Annotated in this window: 11 protein-coding genes; 7 read left to right on the forward strand and 4 right to left on the reverse strand. The window is 59.7% G+C overall.

Going from position 1 to position 11,657, the window contains the following annotated elements:
* Positions 1 to 11: 11 nt before the first annotated feature.
* Positions 12 to 2,330, reverse strand: coding sequence for a zinc/cadmium/mercury/lead-transporting ATPase (locus M6G53_RS12675; RefSeq protein ID WP_253331886.1), 2,319 nt, complete (start codon positions 2,328 to 2,330; stop codon positions 12 to 14).
* Between the two features lie 682 nt (positions 2,331 to 3,012).
* Between M6G53_RS12675 and M6G53_RS12680 the strand changes: the two genes are divergently transcribed.
* On the forward strand, positions 3,013 to 4,476 hold the full coding sequence (locus tag M6G53_RS12680) for a serralysin family metalloprotease (protein ID WP_253331888.1): 1,464 nt from the start codon (positions 3,013 to 3,015) through the stop codon (positions 4,474 to 4,476).
* 55 nt (positions 4,477 to 4,531) lie between these two features.
* Positions 4,532 to 4,909 (forward strand): AprI/Inh family metalloprotease inhibitor, encoded by a 378-nt coding sequence (locus M6G53_RS12685; protein WP_253331890.1) that lies wholly within the window; start codon positions 4,532 to 4,534, stop codon positions 4,907 to 4,909.
* 37 nt (positions 4,910 to 4,946) lie between these two features.
* Here M6G53_RS12685 and M6G53_RS12690 read toward each other — a convergent pair whose 3' ends face one another.
* Positions 4,947 to 5,573: a lysoplasmalogenase gene (locus tag M6G53_RS12690; protein WP_253331892.1), complete on the reverse strand. Its 627-nt coding sequence runs from the start codon at positions 5,571 to 5,573 to the stop codon at positions 4,947 to 4,949.
* A 163-nt stretch (positions 5,574 to 5,736) separates the two neighbouring features.
* Here M6G53_RS12690 and M6G53_RS12695 point away from each other — a divergent pair, with 163 nt between their 5' ends.
* Positions 5,737 to 6,093, forward strand: coding sequence for a DUF2500 domain-containing protein (locus M6G53_RS12695; protein WP_253331894.1), 357 nt, complete (start codon positions 5,737 to 5,739; stop codon positions 6,091 to 6,093).
* A 3-nt stretch (positions 6,094 to 6,096) separates the two neighbouring features.
* Here the strand turns inward: M6G53_RS12695 and M6G53_RS12700 are convergent, their stop codons facing one another.
* Both M6G53_RS12700 and rsmD read right to left on the reverse strand, forming a co-directional pair.
* Positions 6,097 to 6,369: a DUF1145 family protein gene (locus M6G53_RS12700; protein ID WP_004934327.1), complete on the reverse strand. Its 273-nt coding sequence runs from the start codon at positions 6,367 to 6,369 to the stop codon at positions 6,097 to 6,099.
* Positions 6,359 to 6,979, reverse strand: a complete 621-nt coding sequence (rsmD, locus tag M6G53_RS12705) for a 16S rRNA (guanine(966)-N(2))-methyltransferase (RefSeq protein ID WP_253331896.1) — start codon at positions 6,977 to 6,979, stop codon at positions 6,359 to 6,361. The genes M6G53_RS12700 and rsmD overlap by 11 nt, the downstream gene beginning before the upstream one ends.
* A 242-nt stretch (positions 6,980 to 7,221) precedes the next feature.
* Here rsmD and ftsY point away from each other — a divergent pair, with 242 nt between their 5' ends.
* From ftsY to rpoH, 4 genes are all read left to right on the forward strand, one after another.
* Positions 7,222 to 8,724: a signal recognition particle-docking protein FtsY gene (ftsY, locus tag M6G53_RS12710; protein ID WP_253331898.1), complete on the forward strand. Its 1,503-nt coding sequence runs from the start codon at positions 7,222 to 7,224 to the stop codon at positions 8,722 to 8,724.
* A gap of 5 nt (positions 8,725 to 8,729) precedes the next feature.
* Complete coding sequence (gene ftsE, locus M6G53_RS12715; RefSeq protein WP_004934337.1) at positions 8,730 to 9,401, forward strand: cell division ATP-binding protein FtsE; 672 nt, start codon at positions 8,730 to 8,732, stop codon at positions 9,399 to 9,401.
* The gene (ftsX, locus tag M6G53_RS12720; RefSeq protein ID WP_033636680.1) at positions 9,391 to 10,344 is read left to right on the forward strand and encodes a permease-like cell division protein FtsX; all 954 of its coding nucleotides are present in this window, start codon (positions 9,391 to 9,393) and stop codon (positions 10,342 to 10,344) included. Before ftsE ends, ftsX begins: the two co-directional genes overlap by 11 nt.
* 316 nt (positions 10,345 to 10,660) lie before the next feature.
* On the forward strand, positions 10,661 to 11,518 hold the full coding sequence (rpoH, locus tag M6G53_RS12725) for an RNA polymerase sigma factor RpoH (protein ID WP_253331900.1): 858 nt from the start codon (positions 10,661 to 10,663) through the stop codon (positions 11,516 to 11,518).
* Positions 11,519 to 11,657 lie beyond the last annotated feature (139 nt).

The following is an 11,657-nucleotide window of genomic DNA, read 5'->3' on the forward strand; positions in this document are numbered from 1 at the left end:
CTGGCGCCGCGTTATTGGCGCTTTTTCAACAGCCGCAGCGCGTTGGCGGTGACCAGCGCGGTGGCGCCGGAGTCGGCCAGCACCGCCAGCCACAAACCGGTCAGCCCCAGCAGGCTGGTGATCAGGAAGACCCCTTTCAACCCCAGCGCGATGGTGATGTTCTGCCGGATATTGGCGTGGGTGGCGCGCGAGATGCGGATCATCTCCGCGACGCCTACCAGCCGGTTGTGGGTCAGGGCGGCGTCGGCGGTTTCCAATGCCACGTCGGTGCCGCTGCCCATCGCGATGCCGATGCTGGAGGCCTTCATCGCCGGGGCGTCGTTGATGCCGTCGCCGATCATCGCCGTCGGGCGCAGTTCGCTCAGTTCGGTGACCGCGCTGACCTTATCTTCCGGCAGCAGACCGGCGCGATAGTCGAGGCCCAGCTCGCCGGCGATCGCCACGGCGGCGCGCGGGTTGTCGCCGGTCAGCATCACGCCGCGAATACCCAGCGCGTTCAGTTCGGCTATCGCCTGTTTGGCGTCGCCGCGCAGCGTATCGCGCAGCGCCAGCAAGCCGATGGGCGCGCCGTCTTCCAGCACCACCACCGCCGTTTTGCCGGCGTTTTCCAGCTTGTCTACCTGGCTCTGCCATTGGGCGTCGAGCAGGCCCGGTGCCAGCTTGCCCGGCGCGCTGATCAGCACGGTCTTGCCGTCCACGATCCCTTCCACGCCGACGCCGGCCAGCGCGCGGCGCGCCTGCGCCAGCGGCAGCTCAGCCCCGCTTTCGGCGGCGCGGCTGATGATCGCCTGCGCCAGCGGGTGATGTGAACCGGCTTCCACCGCGGCGGCAAGCTGCAGCAGCCGCTGTTCGGTGAGCGCGCCGATCGGCAGCACGTCGGTCACCGTCGGCTTGCCTTCGGTCAGGGTGCCGGTTTTATCGAAGGCGATAGTTTGTATCTGGCCCAGTTGCTCCAGCGCCGCACCGCCTTTAATCAGCGCGCCGCGCCGCGTGGCGGCCGCCAGCCCGGATGTGATCGCCGCCGGGGTCGAGATCACCAATGCGCATGGGCAGCCGATCAGCAGCAGCGTCAGGCCGCGATAGATCCAGGTATCCCACGGCTGCGAGAACAGCAGCGGCGGCACCAGGATCACCGCGACGGCCAGCAGCATAATGGCCGGGGTGTAATAACGGCTGAACCGATCGAGGAAGCGTTCGATCGGCGCGCGGCGCTCTTCGGCCTCTTCAATCAGCTGCAAAATGCGGTCGATGGCGTTTTTGCCGGGCTCGGAGATCACCTTCATCTGCGCCGCCTGATCGACGGACAGGCTACCGGCGGCCACTTTCTCACCCTGTTGGCGCTCGACCGGCACCGATTCGCCGGTCAGGGCGCTTTCGTCGAAGCTGGCGAACGGATTGAGCAGCTCGGCGTCGGCCGGCAGGCGCCCGCCGGGCGCGATTTCAATCACGTCGCCAGGGCGCAGACTGGCGACCGGCACGCGTTTGCGCTCCGCACCTTGCAGCAGCAGCGCATCTTCCGGCACCAGCTCCATCAGCGCCGTTACGCCGCGCCGTGCGCGGTTGGCGGCGTAGGATTCCAGCAGTTCACCGACCATAAACAGCAGCAGCACCATCGCCGCTTCGGCGGTGGCGCCGATGAACAGCGCGCCGATGGCCGCCACGCTCATCAAGGTTTCGATGGCGAACGGCGTGCCGGAACGAATCAGACGCAGCGCTTTGGCGGCGACCGGCGTCAACCCGACCAGCGTGGTGGCGATAAAGGCGATGCGGCCCAGCTCCGGGTTAACCCGATCCAGCACCCAGCTGACGACCATCAGAGTGGTTAACAGCAGCAGCGGTGCGAATTCGGCGAAGCGTGAGGTTTTCGGCGCGGCGGTTTTGGCGGCCTGAGTGCCGAGCAGGGTAAAGCCAGCCTGAGCGACCGCGTCCTGGATCCGCAGGCTGATGTCGGACTGTGCGTCGACCACCAGTTTCTCGGTGGCGAACAACACGCGCGCGCTGTCGACGCCGGGGAGAGCGGTGACGGCATTTTCGATTTTTTTGGCGCAGCTGGGGCAGTCCATACCGGTGACTTTCCAGCTGAAACGTTGGCTGCCGGAAGGGGGAGCGGCGGCCAGCCTGTCGCTTTCCTCGTCCGGATCGTCGGGTGCGGCGGTGCAGCAGCCGCCATCGCCATGATCGTGATGGTGGTGGGCGTGTTCGGCCTGTGCGGCGGCGTTTTTCGGCTCGCTGCTGCAGCCATGCTGCGTTTTGCTGTGGCTGTGGTTGCAGCCGCATCCACCTTCGGCGTGGTGATGTTCCTGATGATTATGGTTTTGCTGATTGTGCATAACGTCCCCCTTCGGGCAGTTAACCGGGTTTGCTCAGCTGACTCTACACCCTGGAGTCCACTCCAGAGTCAAGCGCAGGATGAGAATTATTGCTAACGGCGTTCGAAGGTTTAAAGGGGCATTCATTCAATAATGAATAATGCGGATTTCAATCTATTGGTTTTACTTATTACCTATTTCAATGAAAAGGCTCGCCGCCGTTAGTGTAAATAAGAAAATAATATTCCTATAGAAACTAAAAAATCGCCAGACCTAATAATAAAGAGTTATTAATCTATAACGCTTTAGTAAAATTTATCTTTTTGCACTCAGTCAGCCAGCATGATTCGCTTGTGCCTGCAGGCCGCGTTGTCATTGAAGTTTGGTGCCAACTTATCCTGCTTAAGTTTCATTTGTTTTGTAAATAAGACAATAAAGTAGCATAACAATCTTTCGCTGAGCTAATAAATGGTTGATTATTTTATGTGCAGTTTTGTGGCCCTGCCTATAATTGGAATCGATTACCATTTTTAATGGTGATCTTATTTGCTGATATATATGCATTAATTCTACCTAACACACTGCCGGCAACGGCGCATAAGCCCCTTCCAGCAAGCTTTAAGGTTCATTAACCGTGGCTTACGGGGAGGTTGTGTCTATCTGTCTGATTGATATCAATCAGGTAATGAGTGGAATCGAACCAATGCAATCTACTAAAAAGGCAATTGATATTACTGAATCCAGCCTTGCAGCCGCAGCAACCGGCTACGATGCTGTAGACGACCTGCTGCATTATCATGAGCGTGGTAACGGGATTCAGATTAATGGGAAGGATTCATTTTCTAACGAGCAGGCTGGGCTGTTTATTACCCGTGAGAACCAAACCTGGAACGGTTACAAGGTATTTGGCCAGCCGGTCAAATTAACTTTCTCCTTCCCGGACTATAAGTTCTCTGCCACCAACGTCGCCGGCGACACCGGGCTGAGCAAGTTCAGCGCGGAACAGCAACAGCAGGCTAAGCTGTCGCTGCAGTCCTGGGCCGACGTTGCCAACATCACCTTCACCGAAGTGGCGGCCGGTCAAAAGGCCAACATCACCTTCGGCAACTACAGCCAGGACCGTCCCGGCCATTATGATTACGGCACTCAGGCCTACGCCTTCCTGCCGAATACCATTTGGCAGGGCCAGGATCTGGGTGGCCAGACCTGGTACAACGTCAACCAATCCAACGTGAAGCATCCGGCGACCGAAGACTACGGCCGTCAGACGTTCACCCATGAGATTGGCCATGCGTTGGGCCTGAGCCACCCGGGTGATTACAACGCTGGTCAGGGTAACCCGACCTACCGTGACGCCACCTATGCGGAAGACACTCGTCAATTCAGCCTGATGAGCTACTGGAGTGAAACCAACACCGGTGGCGATAATGGCGGTCATTACGCCGCTGCTCCGCTGCTGGACGACATTGCCGCCATTCAGCACCTGTATGGCGCCAACCTGTCTACCCGTACCGGCGACACCGTATACGGCTTTAACTCTAACACCGGTCGTGACTTCCTCAGCACCACCAGCAACGCGCAAAAACTGATCTTTGCGGTCTGGGATGCAGGCGGCAACGATACCTTCGACTTCTCCGGCTATACCGCTAACCAGCGCATCAACCTGAACGAGAAATCGTTCTCCGATGTGGGCGGTCTGAAGGGCAACGTGTCGATCGCCGCCGGTGTGACCATCGAAAACGCCATTGGCGGTTCCGGCAACGACGTGATCGTCGGCAACGCGGCCAACAACGTGCTGAAAGGCGGCGCGGGTAACGACGTGCTGTTCGGCGGCGGTGGGGCGGATGAGCTGTGGGGCGGCGCCGGTAAGGATATCTTCGTCTACTCCGCCGCCAGCGATTCCGCACCGGGCGCTTCGGACTGGATCCGCGACTTCCAGAAAGGGATCGACAAAATTGACCTGTCGTTCTTCAACAAAGAAGCGCAGAGCAGTGATTTCATCCACTTTGTCGATCACTTCAGCGGCGCGGCCGGTGAAGCGTTGTTGAGCTACAATGCTTCCAACAACGTGACCGATCTGGCGGTGAACATCGGGGGGCATCAGGCGCCGGACTTCCTGGTGAAAATCGTCGGTCAGGTAGACGTCGCCACCGACTTTATCGTGTAACACAGTAATGGAACGCCCGGCGCAGTCTCGGCCGGGCGTGATGCGGGAGCCCGGTATGAAAGGTACTTTAACGCGCACCGCTCTGGCGGCGGGCGGCATGATGATGACCAGTGCGGTCATGGCCGGCAGTTTGACGCTGCCGACCGCACAGTCGCTGGCGGGGCAATGGCAGGTCGCCGACAGCGAACGGCAATGCCAAATCGAGTTTCTGGCGAATGAACAAAGCGAGACCAACGGCTACCAGCTGGTGGATCGGCAGGGTTGTCTGCCAAGCGTGTTTGCGGCCGAGGTGGTAGGCTGGCGCCCGGCGCCGGACGGCATCGCCCTGCTGCGGGCGGATGGCAGCACGCTGGCATTCTTCTCGCGCGACGGCGATTTGTATCGCAATCAGCTGGGCGCCGATGATGCCCTGACGTTGAAAGCGCTGGTTTGATAAAACGGGTTCGGCACGCCGAACCCGCGGCAGGTATTTACAGGTAGAGCGAACGTACGATCAGGAAGTGGCCGGAGAAGTAACAGAAAGCCACGATGGCGTCCGCCGCGCGGAAGGTGAAACGGTAGCGGTTGATCAGCCAAACCACGTTGGCCAGCAGCAGCAGCGAGGTGCCGGTCAGCAGCGAGAAGCCGAAATCGGTGCTGCGCAGGAAGTATTGTTCACCCGCCAGCCAGACCATCAGCAGCGTCATCGCCACGTAGGTGACGATCGGCCAGCGCATCTCTTCCAGCCGGGTCCAAAGGGTGGCCAGCAGCAACGCGCCGATCGCCAGCAGCGTCAGCGGCAGCGGCCAGAACAGACTGAACGTCATCTGGCTGGCGAAGCTCAAGGTATACAGCAGGTGGGACAGGAAAAAGGCGCCGATGGCGTACAGCACCCGCTCACGCGGCAACAAGAGCAACGCATCGCCAATCAGCGTCGCCAACAGGCCGAGTACGATCAGATAACCTGCCGCGCCGAGCACCGGCGCTTGCCAGGCCAGCAGCAGCAGCAGCAGCAGCGTGACGGGTTTGAACACCCAGCGTTGCCAGCGCGGCCCACGGTAAGAGGCGTCGACGAATAGCCAACCGGAAAAGAATACGGCAAGGAACGGCCAACTCATTTATGTCTTCCTTATGCATGAGGGAGCCGCAACCACAACCGGCTCCAAACTGTCACCAATGTCACTTCTTCATTTCAGTGTAGGTAGCCTGCCGACGATCGACAATGCTTTCTTGAGAATGCTATGTTTACGCCGATTTGGCCGCGAAGGAAATGGGAAACCGATGAGTAAACCACCGTTATTTTTTGTCGCCGTGATTGCGTTGATCGCCGTGCTGGCCACGCAGCGCTACTTCAAACAGCGCCAGCAGGAGGCGGAAAACGATCGTGCGCCGATGCGCAGTCTGCAGGTGACGGTAAGCGACAAGCGGAGTTTCCCGGTTGCCAAGACCCGCGCGCCGCAGCGCGAACCGCTGGTCAATGAGCCGATGTATTACGAGGTGGTGTTCAGCCCGCGACAGGGCGGTGAAGACGTCACGCTGCGGCTGAAACAGTGGCAATACAACCCGATAGAAAAAGGCGCGCAGGGCACGTTGAACATGCAGGGCACGCGCTTCGTCTCTTTCACCGTTCAGCCGTAGCGGTCACTTTTTCTTGATGGGCGGCTGTTTCTTCTGCCAGGCCAGCAGCTCGAACACGCCAAAGATAAAGATCTTGGCTTCTTGCCAGTAGCTGATCGGTTGATCCTTCGGCTGGGTGGATTTCAACAGCACCAGCTGCAGGCCGTGCATCACCACCATAAAGAACAGCGCCACGTCGATGAAATACTTCAGCGGCTTGGGAAACGGATGGAACAGGTTAGAGAGCAGGAAGCCCCACACGCACAGCATCAGCAGGCGGCCCAGATTAATCAGCATGGTCGGTTTTCTCTTGCGAACGAATATAAAGGCGATAGGCCACCTGGCCGGCGACCTTTTCCCGGTGCAGCTGCCAACTGGCAGGCACGTCCGCTGCGGCGCTTTCCGCCTCGGCTTCTACATAGATCCAGGCCTCGTCGGCCAGCCAGCCTCGCTGTTCCAGCAGTAAGGCGGTCTCCGCCAGCAGGCCTTTGCGAAACGGCGGATCGAGGAACACCACGTCGAACGGTTGGCCCTCGCCCGCCAGCCAGCCCAGCGCATTGGTGTTGATAACCACCCCTTTACCCTGCAGCAGCGCCAGATTTTTTTCCAGCTGCTGCGCCACCGGCCGCTCAAATTCCAGCAGCGTGGCGCTGCCGGCGTAGCGCGATAGCGCTTCCAGCCCTAATGCGCCGCTGCCGGCGAAACAGTCCAGACAGCGCGCGCCCTGAATCACCGGCGCCAGCCAGTTGAACAGGGTTTCGCGCACCCGATCGGTGGTGGGGCGCAGCCCCGGGCTGTTCGGCACCGGAAGCTTGCGACCGCGCCATTGGCCGCCGATGATGCGGATCTGTCCGGCTGCGGCCTGGGGCGGTTTTTTGGCCGCCGCCCGTGGCGAGAGTCTTGTCATAAGCGTTGTTTGATTTCTTTTGCGGCGCGGGGCCGCAGAGGTTAACGAAAAGTTGTCCCTATTCTACCGGTGACGGGCGTCGGGGGGAACGGTAAAACTTTGTTGTCTGATTTCACACCGGAAAGCATGCCGGATGCGTGTTGCTGCGCGAGGGAAAGTGATAGACTCGGCGGATTATTGTCAGCATATATCCTTCAGGTATGTAGGGTAAGCGAGCCTTCGGTACGGAGTAGAGTCATAACATGGCAAAAGATAAGAAACGTGGGTTTTTCTCCTGGCTGGGCTTTGGCCAGAAGGAAAAGGAAGAAGCGCAACAGCAACCTGAGCAGCCGGTAGAGCAGGCGGAGCCTCAGGCCGCGGAGACGCCGGCTGAACCGGTCGCCGCCAAGCTGGATGACAAGCTCCCCGCCCAGGAATCTGAACCTGCCGCCTCCGTCGACACCCTGGGAGAGTGGGATAACGGTCAGGCCGGCGAACAAATCGCGGAGAACCTGCCGGCGGCGGCCGAGCACCCAACGGCGCAAGCGTTGGCCGAAGAGATTGTCAGCGTGACCGAGCAGGTAGTAGCGCAGCAGCAGCCGATCGTCGAGCCCGAGCCGGTCGTTGAGCCTGAGCCGGTCGTCGAGCCCGAGCCGGTCGTCGAACCCGAGCCGGTGATTGAACCTGAGCCGGTCGTCGAGCCCGAGCCGGTCGTTGAGCCTGAGCCGGTCGTTGAGCCTGAGCCGGTCGTCGAGCCCGAGCCGGTCGTCGAGCCTGAGCCGGAAGAAGAAAAGCCGCTTGAACCTGTGGTGCCGGCCGCTGCGCAAGAACAGGAGCGCCCGACCAAAGAGGGCTTCTTCGCTCGCCTGAAGCGCAGCCTGCTGAAGACCAAGCAGAACCTCGGCTCCGGCTTTATGGGGCTGTTCCGCGGTAAAAAGATCGACGACGACCTGTTCGACGAGTTGGAAGAACAGCTGCTGATCGCCGATGTCGGCGTAGAAACCACGCGCAAGATCATCACCTCCCTGACCCAGCACGCCAGCCGCAAACAGCTGAAAGACGCCGAAGCGCTGTACGGCAAGCTGAAGGAGGAAATGTCCGAAATTCTGGCCAAGGTCGATCAGCCGCTGGATGTCAGCGGGAAAACCCCGTATGTCATCCTGATGGTCGGCGTGAACGGCGTGGGTAAAACCACCACCATCGGCAAGCTGGCGCGCCAGTTCCAGGCGGAAGGCAAGTCGGTGATGCTGGCGGCGGGGGATACCTTCCGCGCCGCGGCGGTGGAGCAGTTGCAGGTGTGGGGCGAGCGCAACCGCATCCCGGTAGTGGCGCAGCATACCGGCGCGGATTCCGCTTCGGTGATCTTCGATGCGGTGCAGGCCGCCAAGGCGCGCGGCATCGATGTCTTGATCGCCGATACCGCCGGCCGTCTGCAGAACAAATCGCACCTGATGGAAGAGCTGAAGAAGATCGTCCGCGTCATGAAAAAACTGGACGACCAGGCCCCTCATGAGGTTATGCTGACGCTCGATGCCAGCACCGGCCAAAATGCGGTCAGTCAGGCGAAATTATTTAATGAGGCCGTGGGCTTAACCGGCATCACGCTGACTAAACTGGACGGTACCGCCAAGGGCGGGGTGATCTTCGCCATCGCCGATCAGTTCGCAATCCCGATTCGCTATATCGGCGTCGGGGAAGGCATCGAAGATTTGCGGCCGTTTAAGGCTGACGATTTTATTGAGGCACTTTTTGCCCGAGAGGATTAATACGGATGATTCGCTTTGAACAGGTCAGTAAAGCTTATCTGGGCGGACGGCAAGCGCTGCAGGGGGTCGATTTCCATCTGCGCCCGGCGGAAATGGCGTTTCTGACCGGCCATTCCGGCGCGGGGAAAAGTACCCTGCTGAAACTGATTTGCGGTATCGAACGGCCCAGCGCCGGCCACATCTGGTTTGGCGGCCACGACATCAGTCGTTTGAAAAACCGCGAGGTGCCGTTCCTGCGTCGGCAGATCGGCATGATCTTCCAGGATCACCACCTGCTGCTGGATCGCACGGTGTATGACAACGTGGCGATGCCGCTGATCATCGCCGGCGCCAGCACCGAAGACATCCGCCGCCGCGTCTCCGCCGCGCTGGACAAGGTCGGGTTGCTGGATAAAGCGAAGAACTTCCCGATTCAGCTGTCCGGCGGTGAGCAGCAGCGCGTGGGCATCGCCCGTGCGGTGGTGAACAAGCCGGCTGTGCTGCTGGCGGATGAACCGACCGGCAACCTGGACGACGCGCTGTCGGAAGGCATTCTGCGCCTGTTTGAAGAATTCAACCGCGTCGGCGTCACCGTATTAATGGCGACCCACGACACCGGGCTTATCGCCCGCCGCAATTACCGCATCCTGACGCTGAGCCAGGGCCGCATGCAAGGGGGCGCTCACCATGGCCAATAACGCTAAAACCGCCAAGAGCAAGGCGCTGCGCGGCGGCTGGCGCGAACAGTGGCGTTACGCCTGGATGAACGCCATCAAAGACATGCTGCGTCAGCCGTTGGCGACGCTGCTGACGGTGATGGTGATCGCCATCTCCCTAACGCTGCCGAGCGTGTGCTACATCGTGTGGAAAAACGTCAGCACCGCGGCCAGCCAGTGGTATCCGACGCCGCAGCTGACGGTCTACCTGGATAAATCGCTCGATGACGACGCGGCGCTGAAAGTGCTCGACGCCATCAAGGCGGAAGCCGGCGTGGAGAAGGTGAACTACCTGTCGCGTGAAGAAGCGCGCGGCGAGTTCCGCAACTGGTCGGGCTTTGGCGGCGCGCTGGACATGCTGGAAGAGAACCCGCTGCCGGCGGTGGCGATCGTCACGCCGAAGATGAGCTTCCAGAGTTCGGACACCCTCAACACCCTGCGCGATCGCGTAGCGGCGGTGCAGGGCGTGGAAGAAGTGCGTATGGATGACAGCTGGTTTGCCCGCCTGGCGGCGCTCACCGGGCTGGCGGGCCAGATTGCGGCGATCATCGGCGTGCTGATGATCGTGGCGGTGTTCCTGGTGATCGGCAACAGCGTGCGTCTGAGCATTTTCAGCCGTCGCGACACCATCAACGTGATGAAGCTGATCGGTGCCACCGACGGCTTTATCCTGCGGCCGTTCCTCAACGGCGGGGCGATGCTCGGCTTTGCCGGCGCGCTGCTGTCGCTGGTGCTCTCCGGTGCGCTGGTGTGGCAGCTGGAGTCGGTCGTCGCCGGGGTAGCCAAGGTATTCGGCACCACCTTCACCCTGCACGGGCTGGGCTGGGACGAGGCGCTGCTGCTGCTGATCATCTCGGCGATGATTGGCTGGATCGCCGCCTGGCTGGCGACGGTGCAACATTTACGCCGATTTACACCACAGTAAGATTTTTTTGGTATACTCTTCTCCTGCTGCTTTTGATCGCATTGCGGGAGAAGAGTGACCTCAAGCGAAGTCAGCACCACCCTCTCTTCTTAGCGCACAAATTCCCTATCGGCCTGCACCCTCGTCACGTATTGTCAGCAACAATGCGATTAAAAAAGGGTGAACTTATAGGGCGGAGTACGGTCAAAAATTGCAGCAAATGTTAAGGTGCCCGGCGTGTGGAACCGCTTTTGCTTCAGCAACTGCCGTAGAATCAATCATTTCCCCGCTGTAATAATCACCTGCATGATTTTGTATTCTCATAGAGAGGGTTTGAATGACCAAAGAAATGCAAACTTTAGCCTTAGTACCCCAAGGTAGCTTGGAAGCCTATATCCGGGCAGCCAACGCCTATCCGATGCTGACGGCAGAGGAAGAGCGGGAGCTGGCTGAACGGCTGCATTATCAGGGCGATCTGGATGCCGCTAAGCAGCTCATCCTGTCTCACCTGCGCTTTGTCGCTCATATTGCCCGCAACTATTCAGGCTACGGTCTGCCGCAGGCAGATCTGATTCAGGAAGGTAATATCGGCCTGATGAAAGCTGTTCGCCGCTTCAACCCTGAAGTCGGCGTGCGTCTGGTTTCCTTTGCGGTGCATTGGATTAAGGCGGAAATCCACGAGTACGTATTGCGCAACTGGCGCATCGTGAAAGTGGCGACCACCAAAGCGCAGCGCAAGCTGTTCTTTAACCTGCGCAAAACCAAACAGCGTTTGGGCTGGTTCAACCAGGACGAAGTGGAACTGGTAGCCCGCGAGCTGGGCGTAACCAGCAAAGACGTGCGCGAGATGGAATCGCGCATGGCGGCGCAGGACATGACCTTCGATCCGACTCCGGACGACGAGGCCCGCGATGGCCAGGCGATGGCGCCGGTGCTGTACCTGCAGGACAAGAGCTCCGACTTTGCCGAAGGCATCGAGGAAGATAACTGGGAAAGCAACGCCGCAGACAAACTGGCCTATGCGCTGGAAGGTCTGGACGAGCGCAGCCAGCATATCATCCGCGCCCGTTGGCTGGACGACGACAACAAGTCGACGCTGCAGGAGCTGGCCGATCGGTACGGCGTTTCCGCCGAGCGCGTGCGCCAGCTGGAAAAGAACGCCATGAAGAAACTGAAAATGGCGATCGAAGCCTGAGTCGATGCGATATGACTAGTCCTGGCATAGGTTGACACTTTTATGCCTGTAAAACGCCTGATGCACCGCATCGGGCGTTTTATATTTTAGCGACTGGTGAGGCCGCTCTCCGTTGTAAATTTCTATCGATTCCCTCACC

Origin of the sequence: Serratia nevei, from assembly GCF_024160145.1 — a bacterium.
Lineage (GTDB): Bacteria > Pseudomonadota > Gammaproteobacteria > Enterobacterales > Enterobacteriaceae > Serratia > Serratia nevei_A.

What these genes read in the sequence shown, in the direction of transcription:
- M6G53_RS12675 (WP_253331886.1), bottom strand. Translation starts at nt 2,330, where the DNA reads ATGCACAATCAGCAAAACCATAATCATCAGGAACATCACCACGCCGAA.
- M6G53_RS12680 (WP_253331888.1), top strand. Translation starts at nt 3,013, where the DNA reads ATGCAATCTACTAAAAAGGCAATTGATATTACTGAATCCAGCCTTGCA.
- M6G53_RS12685 (WP_253331890.1), top strand. Translation starts at nt 4,532, where the DNA reads ATGAAAGGTACTTTAACGCGCACCGCTCTGGCGGCGGGCGGCATGATG.
- M6G53_RS12690 (WP_253331892.1), bottom strand. Translation starts at nt 5,573, where the DNA reads ATGAGTTGGCCGTTCCTTGCCGTATTCTTTTCCGGTTGGCTATTCGTC.
- M6G53_RS12695 (WP_253331894.1), top strand. Translation starts at nt 5,737, where the DNA reads ATGAGTAAACCACCGTTATTTTTTGTCGCCGTGATTGCGTTGATCGCC.
- M6G53_RS12700 (WP_004934327.1), bottom strand. Translation starts at nt 6,369, where the DNA reads ATGCTGATTAATCTGGGCCGCCTGCTGATGCTGTGCGTGTGGGGCTTC.
- rsmD (WP_253331896.1), bottom strand. Translation starts at nt 6,979, where the DNA reads ATGACAAGACTCTCGCCACGGGCGGCGGCCAAAAAACCGCCCCAGGCC.
- ftsY (WP_253331898.1), top strand. Translation starts at nt 7,222, where the DNA reads ATGGCAAAAGATAAGAAACGTGGGTTTTTCTCCTGGCTGGGCTTTGGC.
- ftsE (WP_004934337.1), top strand. Translation starts at nt 8,730, where the DNA reads ATGATTCGCTTTGAACAGGTCAGTAAAGCTTATCTGGGCGGACGGCAA.
- ftsX (WP_033636680.1), top strand. Translation starts at nt 9,391, where the DNA reads ATGGCCAATAACGCTAAAACCGCCAAGAGCAAGGCGCTGCGCGGCGGC.
- rpoH (WP_253331900.1), top strand. Translation starts at nt 10,661, where the DNA reads ATGACCAAAGAAATGCAAACTTTAGCCTTAGTACCCCAAGGTAGCTTG.